9 protein-coding genes are annotated in these 17890 nt (G+C 64.2%); 1 reads left to right on the top strand and 8 read right to left on the bottom strand.

Annotated elements, in window-relative coordinates:
• The first annotated feature begins 60 nt into the window (after positions 1-60).
• On the top strand, positions 61-732 hold the full coding sequence (locus tag AUJ55_09365) for a hypothetical protein (GenBank protein ID OIO55983.1): 672 nt from the start codon (positions 61-63) through the stop codon (positions 730-732).
• A gap of 301 nt (positions 733-1033) precedes the next feature.
• Here the strand turns inward: AUJ55_09365 and AUJ55_09360 are convergent, their stop codons facing one another.
• From AUJ55_09360 to AUJ55_09325, 8 genes are all read right to left on the bottom strand, one after another.
• Positions 1034-3319: an NADP-dependent malic enzyme gene (locus tag AUJ55_09360; GenBank protein ID OIO55982.1), complete on the bottom strand. Its 2286-nt coding sequence runs from the start codon at positions 3317-3319 to the stop codon at positions 1034-1036.
• 306 nt (positions 3320-3625) lie between these two features.
• The gene (locus AUJ55_09355; GenBank protein OIO55981.1) at positions 3626-5272 is read right to left on the bottom strand and encodes a hypothetical protein; all 1647 of its coding nucleotides are present in this window, start codon (positions 5270-5272) and stop codon (positions 3626-3628) included.
• On the bottom strand, positions 5269-6045 hold the full coding sequence (locus AUJ55_09350) for a hypothetical protein (GenBank protein OIO55980.1): 777 nt from the start codon (positions 6043-6045) through the stop codon (positions 5269-5271). Before AUJ55_09350 ends, AUJ55_09355 begins: the two co-directional genes overlap by 4 nt.
• 9 nt (positions 6046-6054) lie before the next feature.
• Positions 6055-7509 (bottom strand): hypothetical protein, encoded by a 1455-nt coding sequence (locus AUJ55_09345; protein OIO55979.1) that lies wholly within the window; start codon positions 7507-7509, stop codon positions 6055-6057.
• A 2-nt stretch (positions 7510-7511) separates the two neighbouring features.
• Positions 7512-14003: a hypothetical protein gene (locus AUJ55_09340; GenBank protein OIO55978.1), complete on the bottom strand. Its 6492-nt coding sequence runs from the start codon at positions 14001-14003 to the stop codon at positions 7512-7514.
• Between the two features lie 86 nt (positions 14004-14089).
• A complete protein-coding gene (locus AUJ55_09335) occupies positions 14090-15271 on the bottom strand; it encodes a hypothetical protein (GenBank protein OIO55977.1) in 1182 nt (393 codons plus the stop codon).
• 68 nt (positions 15272-15339) lie between these two features.
• Entirely contained in the window at positions 15340-16602 is a 1263-nt protein-coding gene (locus AUJ55_09330; GenBank protein ID OIO55976.1) for a hypothetical protein, read from the bottom strand.
• Between the two features lie 223 nt (positions 16603-16825).
• The gene (locus AUJ55_09325) at positions 16826-17317 is read right to left on the bottom strand and encodes a hypothetical protein (GenBank protein OIO55975.1); all 492 of its coding nucleotides are present in this window, start codon (positions 17315-17317) and stop codon (positions 16826-16828) included.
• Between the last annotated feature and the right edge of the window lie 573 nt (positions 17318-17890).

The raw sequence follows: 17890 nt of genomic DNA, 5'->3' as shown, positions 1-17890 counted from the left end.
GGATGATCCCGAGGCATCACCTCGAAGACCTTCTGCCCGGCCCACGGTATCGGAGTCCCCATGCGCCTGTTGTCCCTGATCGTTTTGGCCCTGTCGTGGCTGGCCCTGCCCGCCCACGCCGCCGACCGCCACATCACCCTGACCACCACCCAGGCCTTCGAGTCGGGTCGCCCCCTAGAGCTGGGGACGATCATGGCCAAACACGACAACCCCCACATGAGGATCTTCCTGACGTTGAAGAACGACACCGGACTGCCGGTTTCGCTCGGCACCCCCCAGCCCTCTTGCGGCTGCACGGTGGTGCACTTGCAGGGTGAGGTGTTGCTGCCGGGGGAGGCACGCGAGATGGAGATCGACATGAATCTCAAGGGCAAGCGGGGCAAGATCGTCAAAACCATCCGCTTTGAGCCCGGCACCTTGATTTTGCAGGGCACCCTGGCGGGCGACGACACCCTGGGCGATCCCGATGTGATTTTTAAAGAGGCCGACTGCCGCAAATGCCACTTCGACCCCGCCGAGGGGAAAACCGGCCAGCCGCTGTATGAGGCGGTCTGTCAGGCCTGCCATCCATACGGGGTGCCGCTGCCCAACCGCGACATCATCGCCAAGGGGCTGCCCCATACCTCGATGACCGGCTGGTCCCAAGCGTTGGGTGGCCCCTTGAGCGACGCTCAGATCGAATCGCTGATGGGTTACATGCGCAGTCAGGTCAAGGAGCCTGAAGAAAACTGATGCGGTGCAGCGAATGCGCTGCCCCCTGTTCCCGCGCGACGACCGACCCTCGCGCCGAGGCGGCGCTCCTACAACACCTGGGCGGCGAGGCTTTGGCAGGGGGCGCATCGGCGCGGTGCATTCAGCTTAGGATGGGCTGCCAAAATAGCGCCGTCGTAGGAGGCGACCCCGTCGCCGAAGCTCTGCTTTTGGTTTTTGCGCAGCGCGCTGATTCAAGACAGGATGCCTTGAATCAGCGTTTCCCTTATGCACGCACTGTTCAAGAAACGCCGATTCAACCGCCCCCTCCCCCGCACCGCCCCTACTTCCCCTCCACCGCCTCCATCGCCGCCACAGTGGCGAGATTGACGATCTCCTCAACCGTGGCGTCGATTTGCAGCACATGGGCCGGACGCGACAGCCCCACCAATACCGGCCCAATCGCTTGCCCTCCCCCCAAACGACTGAGCAGCTTGTAGGCAATGTTGCCCGCCGCCAGGTTAGGAAAAATCAGCACATTGGCCGGTTTGGTCAGGCGACTAAAGGGGTAACGCCCCGCAAGAATCCGCCCCACCACGGCGGTATCGGCCTGCATTTCACCCTCAACCTCGAAGCCGGGATTCCCCCCTCGATGAAGCAACGCCACCGCCTGGCGCACCTTGTGGCATTCGGGCTGATCGGCGGAGCCGAAATTGCCGTAGGCGAGCATGGCGACCCGAGGTTCCAACCCCAAACGACGGGCCAGGGTGGCGCTTAAACGGGCGCATTCGGCCAGCGACTCGGGGGTGGTCTCGGGATTGACGGTGGTGTCGGCCAGCAAAAACAGCCCGGTCGGCAGCACCATCAGGTAGACCCCGTAGGCGCGGGCGACCCCCTCCTGGGTCGGAATCAGGGTGAGGATCGGGCGCAGCGACTGGGGGTAGTGGTTGCCAACCCCGGTGATCAGGGCATCGACCCGGCCTCGGCGCAGCAACATCGCCCCAAAGCGGTTGGGATTCTGGCGCAGCCGTTCAATGGCGTGGTGGCGCATCACCCCGCGACGGCTGCGCAGCGTGAAGTAATGCTCGGCGATGCCGGGCAATTCGGGATCGCCATCAAGGTCGATCACCTCGGGGGGCTCTCCGGGAAGGAACCGCTCACGCCACTGCCGGGCGATGGCTTCGGGATCGCCGATCAGCACCGGCTCCCCGATCCGCTCGGCCCGCAGCACTGCCGCCGCCCGCTGCACCCGCTCCAGCTCCCCCTCGGGGAAGCAAATCCGCGCCTGCCCCCGCCTCGCCGCCCGCAATACCGAGCGCAGAGCCAAGCGACCCCGGTCCATCAACTCGGCCAGATGCTCCTCGTACCGATCCAGATTGGGCAGCTCGCGCCGCGCCACCCCGCTCGCCACCGCCGCCCTCGCCACCGCCGGGGCGACGTGGGTCAGCACCCGGGGATCGAAGGGTTTGGGAATGATGTAGTCGGGGCCGAAATGCAGCTCCTCCAGGTCGTAGGCGGCCAGCACCTCGCCGGGCACCTCCTCGCGTGCCAGCGCCGCCAATGCTTGGGTGGCTGCGACCAGCATGGCGTCGTTGACCTGCCGCGCCCGCACGTCGAGCGCACCGCGAAAGATCGAGGGAAAGCCGAGCACGTTGTTGATCTGGTTAGGGGTATCGGAGCGGCCGGTCGCCATGATGAGGTCGGAGCGCACCTTCTTGGCGACCTCATACATGATCTCGGGATCGGGATTGGCCATGGCGCAAACCACCGGTTTTGAGCCCATCGAGGCGACCATCGCGGGGGTGAAGGCTCCCCCCACCGAGAGCCCGACCAATACGTCGGCCCCGACAGCGGCGGCGCTCAAGGTGAGCAGGTCGCTGATGTGGGCAAAGGCCAATTTTTCGCTGTTGAGGTCATCGCGACCGGCGTGGATCACCCCCTTGGAATCGACCATGGTGATCGCCTCGCGGCGCGCCCCCAGAACAATGAGCAGCTCCATGCAGGCAATCGCCGCCGCCCCCGCCCCGTTGCAGACGATGCGGGCCGTTGCGAGCGACTTGCCTTGCAGTTCAAGGGCATTGAGCAGAGCGGCAGCCAGGATGATGGCGGTGCCGTGCTGATCGTCGTGGAAGACCGGAATATCGAGCTTTTGCCGCAGCTCCCGCTCGATGATGAAACAGTCGGGCGCCTTGATGTCTTCGAGATTGATGCCGCCAAAAGTAGGGGCGAGCGCGGTCACCGCGGCAATCACCTCGTCGACCGTCGGGGCGTTGAGCTCGATGTCGAACACGTCGATGTCGGCAAACCGTTTAAAGAGCACCCCCTTGCCCTCCATCACCGGCTTGGCCGCCTCGGGACCGATGTTCCCCAACCCCAACACCGCCGTGCCGTTGGTAACCACCGCGACCAGATTGCCCCGATTCGTGTAGTCAAAAACGGCGTTCACATCCCGGGCGATGTGACGGCAAGGCTCGGCAACACCGGGGGTGTAGGCCAAGGCCAAATCGCGCTGCGACAGCACCGGTTTGGTGGCAACCACCTCGGTTTTGCCCGGTTTTGGGTAGCGGTGGTAACTCAGTGCCTCTTCGAGGAGGGTGTCGGTGTCGGCGGTGGGTTGATTGGGGTTCATGGGTTCTCGGCCATCCATTTGAATGGAGGTGATGGGATGAAAAGGGGCCAAGGGGGGCTGACCAATCCTCGCACAAACCGAGAAAACCGCCCTGAATATGTCCCGGTGGCTCCATCCGTTAAAGGCGTTGAAGGCATCTCTAAGGAGCCTTTTTTCAGTGTTTCCGAGCGACCCGAGGATGGGCTGCAAAAATAGCGCTGCCGTAGGAGGCGACCTAAGTCGCCGAACCTCAAGTCCGCAAACTCCGGCGGTTCAAAACAACAAAGGCGGCCCGGGGCCGCCTTTGTTGATGGCACAAAGCCCCCTTTACGGGGGGGTGAAAAGCACAGGTGCGCTGGTCGCCCTGCTCAGCGGTAGCCAATGCTGGGGCTGTAGGTCGGGGCTCTGGGGATCCCAGGTCATGCCCGCCTGCCAGTTCAGCAGCGAAACCACTGCGTCGGTGGTGCTCCCCCCCGACTGAATCGGGGCAAAAGCGCCCGCCGAAACCGGAGGCACCTGAATCTGGGTCACCCCCGCTGGGTGGAGCAGGTAGAAGGTCCAACGCCGGGTCGACTGGGTAATGGTTGCCGCCACCAGGTCGGGATTGGCTCCGGCGGGCGGGGTCCAGCTCAACAAGGGGGTGGTGGTATTGTCGACCGGGGCCAGAAGTGGCAAGTCGGGGGGGGTGACCGTGGCAGCGAAGAGGGCCGGGTCGGTAGCCTCCTCCCAGATTTCGGTGGTTCCACCGTTGGTAGCGTCGTTCAGCGACACATAGCGGCGGTAGTTCACCGCCCCTGGGGGGGTGAAGACATAGCCGTTCCAACGCGGGGTGGTGACCACCGCGGTTAATCCGGGGTCGAGATTGGCTACCGGGGTCGGCACCCCGGCGGCGTCAAGACTCCACACGTCGACCAGGTAGTTTTGCGCCGACGGAAGTTGGTTGGGGGGAACGATGTCGACCGATTGCTGGATCTTCGCCGTCGGGGTCACGGGGAAACTCAAGGTCACCGAGTGAACGGTGGTCGAATCGAGCGGGCCGTTGATGACCACCGGGGTGGCCATATTGGGGAAGGGGTCTGTGGCCAACGGATCGTTGTCGTGCAAGACCGCCGTGACCCCAATGGGGCCCATCATCATGGGCACATTAGTGCTGTAGAGCCCTCCCCCCGCCAAGGTTTGATTCACCGTTGCCACCTGCACCCCATCGCTGACGTAGATCTCCAGCGATTGGTTGGTCGCCAGGGTGGGGTTGGGGTTGAAGCTCCCTTGCACCGTCGCATGGGTGGTTTGGCCAGGCACGGGAATGGTGATCTGGCTGCCGTCGAAACCCAGCACCGAGACGGCATTACCGTAGTAAAACAGATGCAGGTCGACCGGCAGGGAGGCGGCGGTGACCACCTGGCCCGACAAATCGGTGTACTGGGAGGCTGCCGCATTGTTGCCCAGCGCGACCAGGACGTTGCTCAGTGCAGCGCCGGTGCCGGGATCAATGGCATCGACGGTAATCGGCACCAAGGCGGTGCCGACGATCAAACCGTTCAGGGGATTGACGTAGGGGGAGCCCGCCGCGACCGCCGCCACCGGAATCGAGATTTGGGGCGATTGATCCTTCACCAGGACGGTTTGGGCGGTGCCGCGACCGATGAAGGTGTTGGCCGAATCAAAGGCGTCGTAGGTGATCTGAAGTTCATAACCGGTCGGCAACGAGGCGGCGCGGGGGGTGTCGGTGGCCGCCATCTCGAATTGCAGCGGCAGCCCGCTCAAGGTGGTGGCGCAGTAGACCGAAATCAATACCCGGCTGGTCTGGGGCAAGACCTGGGTGACCGGTTGGACCTGAAACAGGATGACAATATTGCCCTCGCGCTGCGCAGCCGTGGAGGTGCCGCTGCTCCCCTGGGGGGGGTGCTGTAGCTCGGGGCAGCCGCCGAGCAGGAGCGCGAAAAAAACAAACAGAAAAATGGTCGGCTGTTTCATCGCGGGACCACCATCGGTCGGCTCAAGGGGCGGTCGCGCTGCATCATCTGGTCGATGGGCAGGGCACGCAAACCGGGGGGGGCGATCGTTTTTTTGCCTGTCTCTTCTTCCTCGATCTGGGACTCGACCCCGCCGGGCACCAGATGGCTCAGGACATCGCCGCAGCCGCAGGGGACCAGTTCGGGACCGATCCCGGCCAGCCACGCCATGGGGGTTTCGACCGCTTTGCCCGGCGTTTGTCGCAGGTACAAGGGGCGCCATTGCCCCTGGGTCAAAGGCCAGACCCCCTCGATGCTCGGATCGGGATGGAGCACCAGCGCGTCCCCCTCGACGACCGCAATTCCGGCGTCGACCCCTTGCGACTTAATCACCAAATTGCCCCAGGAGGAGGAGACGATCCCCACCGGGGTATTCAAGGCAAAGGGGACTTCGGTCGCCAGGCGGGCGACGCCGGCATCGATCCGTACCGCCAGGGAGGCGTTGGCGACCTCTTGGGCCAAGAGCTGGGCTTGGGCCTGGCCTGCCAGATGCAGGGCGGCTCGTTCGGTGAAGCCGATCAGCAGCCACCCCTCCTCCTGGGTTTGCAATCGGTCCCCACCCTGTAGATTCATCCCGGTGGTGGGGGCGAGGGGGGCGCCGCTGCGCTCAATCGTCACCTGACCGCCAAAATCGACCAGATAGGGGTGGGCGTGGCTCAACCCTGGCACCAACCCCAACACAAGGGTGGCGAACAAAGTGTGCCAATAGCTGCGGTGGAGCGGGGCGATGCGCATCTGCGGCCCTTAGAACTGAACGACCCAGCCCACCGAGTAAATCGTGGTGGACCAGGTACGGTTGTTGGCGGGAAGCCACACCGCCGAAGCGTCGATGTTGGATCGGTTGCCCTGCCATTCGACCCCGAAGTAGCCCTGATTCAGCAGAGGGCTGTCGCCGGGGGGAACGTCGTACAGAAACTTCACGCTGGCGGCGTAGGCCATGTCTTGGCGGCGCAGCGGCTGTTTCAGCAACGTGCTGTTGTCGACCGCGTCGTAGCGGCGCCAGCCGACCCGACCGAGCAACGCGGGGTGAATCGCCCCCCAGTCGCCGAGCGCCCAGCCCAACGCCTCACCCCCCAGCGTGATCCCCCCCTCGGAGTAGCTACGCACCGAGGTGGTCGCCAGCTCTTTATGCAGGTAGGGGGCGGCGCTCCAGCGGCCCAAGAGGGGGGAGTTGAGTTCGAATTCTCCGCTCAGGTGAATCTGAGAGGCGGTGAACTCACTGTAAGTGGGCGAGAAAAACCGCCGCCCCACATTCAATTGCAGCCGAACCGCCCCCAAGTCGCGTCGTTCCTCTAGCGCGCCGTTGAAGACCACCCCCTGAAACAGGGCGTCGCCGCCGATGGAGTAGGCCTCGAAGTCGGCTCCGCCCCAGAAGGTCGGCCCCCCATCCTCCGGACTCCAGGCCTTGTTGAGCGAGGCACGCAGGGAGCGGGTTTCGTAGGCTTGAAAATCTTGATAACGCAGCTCGTCGTAATCGAAACCGAGCCAGAGTCCGTCACCGATTCCCTCAAGTTGCCCCTGCACCGAAGCGGCGGCCCGGAGACCCACATCCCCCACCTGGTTTTGCGGCAGATCGATGGTTTCTGAGGAGAGCACCACCCGCTTGTTCACCAGGGGGGCGATCTCGATGCGTCCATTCCAGCGGGTCGCGGACGGATGATCGGGGGGGCGGGTCGCCTCGATGCGCCCCAATAGCTTTTGGGCCGGTAGCGCCCAGGGGTGTCGGCCCACCGCAGCGATCTGCAACGCCTGCGTCCCACCCTCTTGGTCGTCATGGGTGAGCAGGTACTTCCCCGCCCAATAGGCAATTTCGACATCGGCAGGGTATTTCTGGCGCAGCGCATACCAGGTTTGCGCCGCATCGGGTTGGTCGAGCACATCGCGCAATTGCGCCCGCAGCAGCAGCGCGTCTTTGTATTCGGGCAGCGCCGCCACCGCCCGGTCGAGATCTTCTAAAGCGGTTTTGGACTGGCCGACCCGGGTGTGGGCCAAACCGCGCAGGTACCACAGACGTCCGGTCTGAATGGGGGATAGTCCACCACGGGGGGGAGGCAATAGATCCAGCGCCTGCTCGTAGAGTTTGAAACCGATCAGGGTCTCGGCCAGGTTGAGGTCGTCGTCAAGTTGGTCGGCACGAGCAGGCAGCGCGGCCAACAACAAAACGGCGGTTAATCCCCAAGCCAATGCCCTATGTCCCATGCTCACCGGACCCCGCCCGCCACCTCGTCAGCAGCCTTGCCAACATCGGTTTGATCCAGCTTGAAGCGGATTGCCAAGAAGGGGCCTTGCAGGGTGAAGTCCAGGGCCGAGAAGTCGCGGTCGTAGAAGCCACTGAAGTTGTAGCCGATGGCCAGATAGGCGTTCTCGACCACGTTGTAGCCGATGCTCATCCCCAGGTTGTCCCGGGTTTGGCCCAGGCTGTAGCTGTGCAGGCGACGACCGAAAACGCTCACATCCCACTCGGGGCGGAATTCGTAAGCGGCCTGCCCCCCCATCAGGTCGAGGAAGCCCTTGTAGCGAGTGCCTTGCAGGGTATCCCAGATCCACTTGGCGCCGTATTGCAGCGAGAGCTGCAAATCGGTGCTGGCCTGCCAGTTGGCGCTCAGGTTGTTGATCAGCCGCAGGTTTTGCTCCTGGGTGGCGGCGCTGACGATCTTGCTGGTTTTGACGTCGAAGCGGTCGAAGAACATCCAGCCGTCGGCAGCGGGACGGTAGGCCAGGCCGATGGCGACATCGAAGAACTGCGACAGATCGGCGCTCCGGTTTTCACGCAGCCCCTGGGCGGTACCGAAGAGCGATAGGGCGTCGCTGGCATCGCCGACCGCGCCCAGCATCCCCACCCACTTGTCGGAGGAGCTGGCGCGGCGCAGTTCGACCCGAGCATTGATGCGCAGCCCCTCGGGGGTGTAGGCGCCGCCCAGCGAGTAGGCGGTGAAATTCTCGGAGGCGCCGTAGACGGCGGCAGCCGGGGCTTGGGGCGAAGCGGCCTTGGTGCCGAGGGTGCGCGAATGATCGAGCCCGGCATCGAGGGCGATGGTTTCGGTCAGGGTCCAGGTTTGCTTGAGCCCCGCCGCCGCCACCATCCGCTCCCCGCCGTCGGCGAAGGTGCGCTGCACGTCGCTGGAGAGCTGTCCGCCCGACCAGGGGGTGGTGCGGATGCCGATGCGCGAGGCCTCGGTGCCGCTGCCCCCGGCTTGAGTCCACTCTTGACGTGCGGTCAAGGTGGTGGCGTCGCCGAGCAGGTAGTCGAGCCCCAGGGCGGTGCGGGTGGGGAAGTCGGCGTCGTTGGCCGAGCCCAACCCTTGATCGCGGTCGGCCACCAGGGTGAGTTTGTCGGTGGCGCGGTGGCTGATACCGGCGGTCACCTGATTGGTTTGAATGGAGTTGCCCGAGCCATCGAGATCGGTGACATGGCGCAGACCGCCGCGCAGGTCGGTGTGCTCCCCGGCCAGTTGGCCCTGGACCGAAGCGACATCGCGCTGAGCGCCGTTGCCGAGCTGCTCTTGACGGTACAGCTCGGCGTTGACGGTTTGGCCGGGAGCGAGCTGCACCGAGCCGTCGGCCCCGCTCTTGCGGGTTCCCAACTCGCTGCCCTGGGTCTGACCCAGACCGAAATTGCCGTCGACCTGCCGGGTGTAAACCCGTCCTTTAACCGCACCGTCGTCGTATTGGACCTCAGCGCTGCCGGCGCGGCGGGTCGAGTTGGTACGGGTCTGGGTTTGGGCAAGCTCGCCCTTGATCTGCCAGGCCTCACCCAGCTTCACGGTGGTGTCGATGCCGCTCATGCGGTCGGCATAGCCCAGGCCGTTTTCTTGGACGTAGGTGCCACCCACCTCGACCCCTTCGACCGGACGGGCGGCGACCCGTCCACCAAAGGTGGTAAAGGTGTTGTAGGGGTTGTTGGCCTCGTATTCGACCACGATCACCACGGGGTTGAACTGACCGTCGGTGCTCGGGACCGGCTCCTTGAAATACAGGGCGCCGGTGGTGTAGTCGATGCTGTAGTCGAGGAAACGGCTCAGGGGGCGGCTGCTCAGGATCCGCTCGCTATGGAAGCGGTCGCGGGTCTCGATGGTCACCTGCTCAGAATTAACCAGCAGCGGCGAGCGGCTGAGGTAGTACATCCCCGAGGTGCCGTCGCCGGGCAGCTCGTCGCGCACATAGGTTTGCGGCGTCTGGGTGGCGAACAGGGTGTAGTCGAGGTTTTCACCTTGGTATTCCGACTTCAGACCGGTGAAGGTGCGGTTGTACCGGGCCAGGTCGGCCTGATTCAGGCCGGTCTGGAAGTTGCCGTACATGGCGTAAAAGGTGTCCTTCTCGATCTTCACGTACAACCGACCGGTGTTTTCGATGTTCTGCACCGTGGCGTCGCCGTAGACGGTGTAGTACTGGCTCGGGTCGATCTGCTGCAAGAAGCCGTCGAAGTTCGGATCGTTGTGCTTGTTCGAATCGAACGAGACGGTCATCAGGTAGTCGCCTTTGATCTGCCCCTTGGCGAACAAGGCGACCTTGCCCCGATGGTAGAGCTTGTCGGAGAGGGTCTCGTCGGCGACCGGTTGCAGGTTGCCCGCCACGGTGTTGTAACCCACCGTCCCCTCGCCCAAGGCGACCAAAATCCAGTCGCGGGGCTGCGCCTTGGCAAAGAGGTGGCCCATCGATTCGGCGGTGTTGTAGCGAACCGTCACCTCGTAACGCCCAGTGCGGTTCAGGGGGCGGAAGTAGAGGTAACCGTCGCGCGACAACTGGGGACGACCGACCTTTTGGGTCGGATCGACCTGGGCCAGCGCCTCTTGCTTGGCGTCGGCGGCGCCCATGGGGATCAGCCCCAGGGCACTGACATCGACCTCGGTGGCGCCGTGGATCTCGATCCCGGAGGCGTCGAACATCTGCACCTTGACCCGCACCGGCGTGCGGCCATCGGCGACGTTGTCGCCCGGATCGCTCACCACGATGCGGGCGACGTCGCCGGCCACCCGAACGTGCGCCTCTTGCTTGAAGCGGGCATTGCCAAAGGTATCGGTCCCTTCGAAGGTCAGGGTGTGCTCCCCCGCCTTGCCCAGATTGATGCCGATGTAGCTGTACATCGTCAGACCGGTTTTACGGTCGGCGCTGGTCATGCCGATGCGGTCGGCGGAAATCTCGACCCCGTCGACCGTCAGGCGGGGCTTGAGGCGCGAATCGAGGTAGCCGCGAATGGCGGTGACCGCACCAGGCAAAACGTCGCCCTGCTTGGGGGAGGCCAGACCGGCCACGGAGGGCTCGACCACCATCACTGTGGGGGTGGCAGCCTGGGTCTGGGCGACATCCCAGCTCCCCTGCGCCACGGTCGAGACGGTCTGGTTGGAGGCGAGGATGACGGTGTTGGCCCGGTCGACCTTGCGGGAGATCCACACCTCGACCCGGCGATTTTCGGCCCGACCCTCTTCGGTCTTGTTGGTGGACAGCGGGAAGTTCTCGCCAAAACCCTCCCAGCTCACCGCGCTGTCGGGCAGGCCGAGCAGATCTTGCAGCGCCTGGGCGACCGACTGAGCCCGATTCTGCGACAGCACCCGGTTGTCGGGGATCTCCATCTTGTACTTGGGCAGGATCGGCTGATTGTCGGTATGCCCCTCGACCCGGATGTTCAGGTAGTCCATCCCCCGCACCATGTCGGCCAAGGCGAGCAAAGCGTCGCGGTCTTGGGCGCCAAGGTCGGTCCCCATCTCGGGGAAGTAGGGGCGCAGCACCGCGTGTAGACCGTTGCCGTCCAACCCAGCCTCGTCGATCAACGTTTCAGGCTCCTGGTCGAGGTCGACGATTTGATAGCCGGTGGCGATCAGTTCGACCCGGCGGTTTTGGGCACGCCCCTCTTGGGTGGTGTTGTCGGCGATTGGCTGGGTCTCGCCTCGACCTTCCCAAGTGACCGCCCCCTCGGGCAGGCCGAGCAGCGAGCCCAACGCCTCGCCCACCGCCTGGGCGCGCGCCTCGGAGAGAGCCTGATTGTCGGCGTAGGTGATGCGGGCGCGGGGGTTGATGCGCACGTTGTCGGTATGGCCGATGGCGTGGATCTTCAGGCCGCGAATCCCTTCAAGCTTAGGCATCACCGCAGTCAGCGCGTCGACATCTTCAAGGTCGATGGCGGCGTCGAAGGTTTCAAAGTTGGGGTGCACCGTGATCTTGATGGGGCGGATGGTCTCGTGCATCTGGAGCACATCCTCAAGGATCGGCAGCTTGGTGATGGCGGTGTGGCCGTGGGCGGTCCCGGCGGAGGTAAAGCGCACATAGGCGGTGGAGTACTTCATCCCCGCCTCGCCGCCCCGAATCAAGGGGAAGCGCACGACGTGACGGTCCTTGCCCCCTTCGAGCTTCCACAGCGCGTTGGTGCTGCCGTCGGGCAAGGTGGTCGGGTTGAGCGCCGCCAGCTTCCAGACGTTGCCGAGCAAGGTGTCTTCGGGGGCGATCTTGTTGCCGTCGAGCATCGCCTGATCGCCCGCAATCGCCCAATCGGTGGGGGGTTGGTAGACAATCGACCAGTTGTCGACCGCCACATCGAGGCCGCGCGAGGCCTCCAGCTCGACCCAGGTGACGTCACCCTTGCGGTAGAGCCGTTGGGTCAGGGTCACCGGGGTACTGGGGGGGGCCTTGTCGAGCATGCGGAAGTTGGCGCGCCACAATCCGCCCGCCTTAACGTCGACGAACTGGCTGATCGCCCGGTCGGCAAAACGGGTGTTGGGCAGGGTGGCGGGCTCGTAACGGCTGTCGAGATCGGCCAGGTCGACCTGCACCACATGAATGCCGGGAACAATGCCGTCGAAGTGGTACTTGCCCTTCGGATCGGTGATGACCGAGCGGCCGTCCTCCATGTAGATCCGCACCCCGCCCAGCCCCTCTTCGCCGTCGTCGATCAAGGCGTTGTCGTTGCCGTCGATCCAGACCTGACCGGTGATGATGCCGTGGGTGGCGAACAGATCCTGGGTCACCGTGGTGGTGGCGGTGGCGACGTTCGATCCGGCGGTACCACCGCCCGCAATGGCGCCGGTGGCGGTCACGGTGTTGGTCGCCGTCCCCACCCCGGCAAGCGCCCCGACCTCGGCCACGTATTCGACGGTCGAGATCGCCGAGGCGGCCAAAGCGCCGACCGGTATGGTCAGGGTCAGCCCGTCGGCGCTGATGGTCGGGTCGGCGGCGGCCACCCCGTCGATCTTGAGCGAACCGCTGCGGTAGCGGATCCCCATGGGGAGCCGGTCGCTGGCCACAACGGTGTTCACCGCCGTGGTCAGGCTCGGATTTTCAATCGTGATTTTGTAGGTCAAGAAATCGCCGATGGCGACCCGGCTCTTACCCGCCGCTTTGGTCAGGTAAAGGTCGGAGGCCAGGGGGTCAAGCGGGTAGTCGATGTGCAGCGCCGGACCGGGATTAACCCGGAAGACCTCACCCCGCGACCCCAGCTCCATGGCGAAGGGGGCGTTGGGCAGCGCCTGAATGTTGGTCAGGGTCTCTTGCGAAGGCCCCCGGTATCCGGCGGGGGGGGTGACCTCCAAACGGTAGGTACCCGGAGGAACGTAGGGGTAACGGTAGCGACCGTCAGCCTGGGTGGTCAGCAGTGCCGACGAGGGGGTAATGCCGTCGTCGGCAAAGACGGTCGCATCGGTTCCCACCGAGCTTTCGGCCATCTGCTGGCTCATGTTCAGGGGGCCGAGGTAGACGATGCGCACCCCGGCATTGGCCAGGGGCAAACCGGTTTTGGTGTCGAAGATCAGACCGTAAGGATCGACCAGCGCCACCGAAGAGACGGCCCGGTTGGTCCCTTGGGTGCCGCCGCAAGGGTCGGTGTAGATCGCGGTGATCTTGCTGTTGTGATCCAGGGTCAGCAACGCGTCGCCGACCAAGGGAGGCGGCCCCGATGCCGCGATGGAGCCTAAGAAAACCCCCGAAGACAAACCGGTCTCGGTCAGGGCCACTGTCTCTTGGTCGCTACCGCTGCTGTTGGGCAGGGTTGAGGCCAGGTCGATGGTGATCGTCTCGGCGACCGTCGGATCCAGGTTGCGGTCGGGGTCGGTCACCTGCACATAGATGGTGTCGTAATTGATGGGGTTGCCCGAGCGATCGAGCACACCGGCGTGGTAGACCGTCGCCGTGCTCAGATTGCCTTGGCTGTCTTTCTTGCGGAATTCGATGGTGCCCAGGGCGCACTGCTGTTGTACCACCACGTTGGCTTGGCCTTGCACGATGGTGGTGCCGTTGGCGTCGAGGCGGGCGCCGATGTTGTAAACCCCTTCGACCGCATCGGCGGGGACCGTCAGGGTACCGTTCAAAACAATATGTTGACGCACGTTGAGGCTGGCAACGTTGATCGTCAGCGTCGTCGTGCCGTCGGCATTGGGGGTGTTGACCGCGCCCGGCACCGTCAGGGCAAAACCGGGGGGCAGGGTCAGGGTGATGATGGAACCGACCAGGGGGTTGCCCCCTTGGTTAATCAGGGTCACCGCCAGGGGGTGCTGCGTTCCGGCACTCATGGCGTCTTGCGGACCGACCAGGGTCAACCGCGCCTTGTCGTTGGCCCCCATGTCGGCCTGGATGGTGACCGATGCCTGGATCGGCATGGTGATGCCGGTGTACATCAAATACCCGGTGCTGGGGATGGAGACCGCCGCGAAGGCGGTCCCCACCAACCCCAGTCCCAGGAAGGTTGCCAGTACAACAAGCCTTGCCATCCGCAGCCCCGCAACCAGGCCGCGGCGCAAGGCCGCGGCTGGGAGGGCGAGGAATGTATGGAGGTGACGAATCACGATGGCGCGGCTTAGTCGACGGTGACTTGGAAGGTCACGGTCGCGCTGCTGCCCGAGGCGATGGCGCCCGAGGCGGCGACCCCGCCGACGCGACCTGTGTCGTCGTCGATGGTCAAACCACCAGCCACCGGCGAGGTGGCGCCGTCGCCGGCAACGGTGATGCCGTTGAGCCGGGTGGAGCTGGCCACATAGGTGGTGAAGGTCGGCACGGCGTCGGTGATCGTGGCGCCCGCCACCGCGGTGGTGCCGGTGGGGTTGGTGACCTTCAGCAGGTATTCGACGGTCTCGCCGCTCTTGGCGGTGACGCCTCCGGTGTAGAAGGTAGCGCCGCCGATGGGATCGGTATAAGCCCCGCTTCCAACCACCGAGGTGTCCACATTACGCACGTATTTGGCGAAGGTGACCTCGGTGACGCTGGTCTTGTGGCTATCGCTGGCGCTTTGGCCGCCATCGGCAGCCGAGGTGGCAGTGGTGACCACCGTGACGTCGGGGGTTCCCAGCGGCGTGACCAACCCAACGTTGGCGATGTTCATGGTGAATTCTTTAACCTCGCCGATCGGATCGCCCACCGCCACGGTGATGGAGGTGTCGATGTCGAAGGTCGAGGTGCCGGTGGCGTTGTCGGTGACGTTGCTGACCACGTAAACGTTGCCGCCGATCGCCACATAGTCGCCATTGACGATGCCATTGATCGAGCTGTTGGCGGTGCCATCGGCCGGAACGGTGATGGTGGCGCCGGTACCGGCGACGGCCACAGCGGTGGCGCCGAGCGTGACACTGGTGGGGCTGTAGGTCGCCGGGCCCGAACCGTCGGTGTCGGTGTAGGTGGTGCTTTCGGTCAGGTTGTAGGTGTCGGGACCATTGGCATTGGCAGTGATGATGTAGGTCGCACTGCTGGCTTGACCGGCCACCACGGTGTTATCGCCGGGACCGGTTAGGGAAAGGGCAACCCCGCCGCCCGCGATGGGACCGGAACCCAGGCTGGGGGGCGAGGCCTTCAGGGTGACCTTGAAGTCGACCGAGGCCTGGATCCCGGTGGCATCGCCGGTGTAGGTCAAGGTCGCGGTGTTGGTGACGGTGGTGTTGGCCGGAGCGACGGCGTAAGCCGGCGCGCTCCATAAGGCCCCCAGCACCAACGCGGCGGTGGCGACGGAGCGCCCCATGCCGGTTCGAATGCTGCGTTGGTTGTTCATGACAACCTCCTAGGATGGGTTAAGGGCGGCCCCAAACGGGCCGCCCCTGGGGGGAGACGAAACGGCGATTATTGGATGGTGAGCTGATAGAGGATCACCGATTGCGCGGCGCCGGCGACTTCACCGCCCGTTCCGCCCGCGTAGGCGGCCCCTTCGACCCCACCGACGCCGGCGTAAACCTTCAAAACGGTCCCCAAAGCATCGCCCGTATCGGTTTCGACAATCCCCGCCACCTCGTTGCTGGCCTCGGTATCGCCCGCGCCAAGGGTGTGGTCGTAGGTGCCGTCGCCGTTGGTATCGACCGTGACCGACGAGGCCACGTACGCGGTGAATTGGGGGAAGGTGTCGGTGACGATCACATCGGTACCGCGACCGCTCCCGGTGTTTGCGACCACGATGGCGTATTCGAGGGTGTCGCCCGGATTGCCGGTCACGCCCGAGGTGTAGTAGGTCACGGTGTTGACCACGGTGGGGCCGACGCCGTTGGTGTTGCCGTTGGCGTTGGTGGCGTTGCGCACGTATTTGGTCACGGTCATGACGGCGTTGTTGACCGTGGTCGACCAAGTGACGTTGGCGGTGGCGGCGGTATTGCCGTCCAGGGCCAGACCGGTGGCGGTCAGGCTGTGGTCGTGGGTCGCGGTGGCAGTGCCGCCGCTCAAGGTGCCGACGGTGGTGCCGTCGTAGGTGACGGTGGCGATCTCACCGATCTGCACACCGGCTGCGGCGACATCGGCACTGGCATCCCCCGCCACCACCAAGCTGGTGGAGGTGGAACCGGCGGCGACGGTGTAGGTATTGCCGTTGATCACCACGGTGGTAACGGTGGCGGTCAGGTCGCCCACAGTGAGATTGCCGACGGGAATGGTGGTGTTGGTGGTGCCGTCGTAGACACCGGCGCCTGAGGAGATGGTGCCGAACAGGGTCAACTGCACCCCGGCGGTACCACCGTCTTCATCGGGGGTGGTGGTGAAGGTCCCGGCGGTCAGATTGCCGGAACTCTCGGTAGTACCGTCGGCGATGGTGAAGGTGTCGGAACCGTTACCGGTATTGGTCAGGGTCACGGTATAGGGGGCGGCCAACGGATCGCCCGAACTGGTCGGTTGATCGACCGGAGCGGCGCCCCAGGCGACACCACCGACCAGACTGACGGTGACGTTGACGCTGGCGGTGAGCTGGGTTTGCGCCGTTCCGCCGCCGTCTTTGTAATCGACGGTGACCGCGTTGGTCAGGACGGTCCCGGCGGCGGTGGCGGCCAGCGCCTGTTGGGGCGCCCACATGATGGCGGCGCCGATCAACGCCGCCCCGAGGGTGCTTAACGATTTAGCTTGCATGGTGTGACTCCTTCTTTGTGCACTGTTTGAACCAGGGGAACCGAGGGTTTATTGCGATTCCCCGGTTGTTCCGTTGTTGTTGCTTTTAGGTCTCGTTCGAATCGGCGGTTTCGCCTTCGACCCGGTGGGCCGGATTCACCGTGCCAGCACACCGGGCGACGTATTCGGCGCCGGGTAGGGCCGTATCGAGCGCCGATCATTGAGGAAATCTCGCGGCTCATGGTTATTTCACCCGCACCCGAAAGCCGACAATCCCGCTTTTGCCCGGCTCGACCGACTCGACGATCCACTGAATGTTGGTGTAATCGACCGGGGTCGCCTGCCGCTGCTCCTGGGTGCCATCGGAACGGGTCACCTTGTAGGACAGCAGCGCCGGTTTGTTGTAGCTCGCGCCCCCATCCACCGAGTAGAGGATTTCGGCGCCGGGCCCGAAGGCACTGCCTGCAACGAATTGGGTGTTGGCGGGGATGGGGTCGTTGAGCACCACATCCTTGGCCGCTTCATCCCCGTCGTTGCGGTACTCCAGGGTGTAGATCAGTTCCTCACCGGGGGTCGCCTCGACCACCTCGACCCGCTTGGTCACTTGCTTGCCGTTCTCTTCGACCACCACCTCTTGTTCTTGAGTGATCGTCACCGACATCTTGGGCGCGGCCCACGCGGCAGGGGCTACCAGCGTCAGGGCCGTACAAATCAGTGTGAACAAACGGAAAGTCATGGGGATTCTCCTCTGAGTGCCAGGGTAAAACCGGGTGATTTGAATCACCGGGTTCATACAGACCGAAAAACGGGGTGCCTCGGGTTGATTTGGGCAAGAGGGGGCGCCCAGCGGGGGAAGGCAGGGGAGGGGCAAACGCAGATAAGCCGCTCCCTGCGGACCACAAAGGCCCGAGGCGACGGCATGAGGAAGGTGGAGCGAAGGCATCGGTCGAAAGTCACTTTTCGGATATGCATCCGACAAAAATGGTCACCCACCTCGGACGAAGGGGCCAAAAAGCAGCGATTCTTCGGCATGGTGTCGAGGTTTGGGGCAGTGGGTGATGCCAATCACGAGATTGGATTTTGAAGTGCAAATCGCACGCCAACATTCGTGATCGAGGCCACACACATCGAACCCTCACCAGCAGGTCATTGGGTCCGAGAGGCTAACGTGTGGCAGCGCCCACTTGCAGGTGATTCTTGTCACAATAGGGGTAACTATTCAGCCCCTCCCATCCCCCCGGTTTTTCCCTACGGGTTTTCTTTCATAAAGAGGGGTTGGTTACCTTCGAAGAGGAGGGTCAGGGCTGGG

The sequence above is a fragment of the Proteobacteria bacterium CG1_02_64_396 genome, from assembly GCA_001872725.1.
Lineage (GTDB): Bacteria > Pseudomonadota > MNWR01 > CG1-02-64-396 > CG1-02-64-396 > CG1-02-64-396.
The sequence above is the reverse complement of the archived record's forward strand: the minus strand, read 5'-3'. Positions and strand labels throughout refer to the sequence as shown.

Bases quoted from the DNA above. Each gene is read 5' to 3' on its own strand.
- AUJ55_09365 (OIO55983.1), top strand. From the start codon at position 61: ATGCGCCTGTTGTCCCTGATCGTTTTGGCCCTGTCGTGGCTGGCCCTG.
- AUJ55_09360 (OIO55982.1), bottom strand. From the start codon at position 3,319: ATGAACCCCAATCAACCCACCGCCGACACCGACACCCTCCTCGAAGAG.
- AUJ55_09355 (OIO55981.1), bottom strand. From the start codon at position 5,272: ATGAAACAGCCGACCATTTTTCTGTTTGTTTTTTTCGCGCTCCTGCTC.
- AUJ55_09350 (OIO55980.1), bottom strand. From the start codon at position 6,045: ATGCGCATCGCCCCGCTCCACCGCAGCTATTGGCACACTTTGTTCGCC.
- AUJ55_09345 (OIO55979.1), bottom strand. From the start codon at position 7,509: ATGGGACATAGGGCATTGGCTTGGGGATTAACCGCCGTTTTGTTGTTG.
- AUJ55_09340 (OIO55978.1), bottom strand. From the start codon at position 14,003: ATGGCAAGGCTTGTTGTACTGGCAACCTTCCTGGGACTGGGGTTGGTG.
- AUJ55_09335 (OIO55977.1), bottom strand. From the start codon at position 15,271: ATGAACAACCAACGCAGCATTCGAACCGGCATGGGGCGCTCCGTCGCC.
- AUJ55_09330 (OIO55976.1), bottom strand. From the start codon at position 16,602: ATGCAAGCTAAATCGTTAAGCACCCTCGGGGCGGCGTTGATCGGCGCC.
- AUJ55_09325 (OIO55975.1), bottom strand. From the start codon at position 17,317: ATGACTTTCCGTTTGTTCACACTGATTTGTACGGCCCTGACGCTGGTA.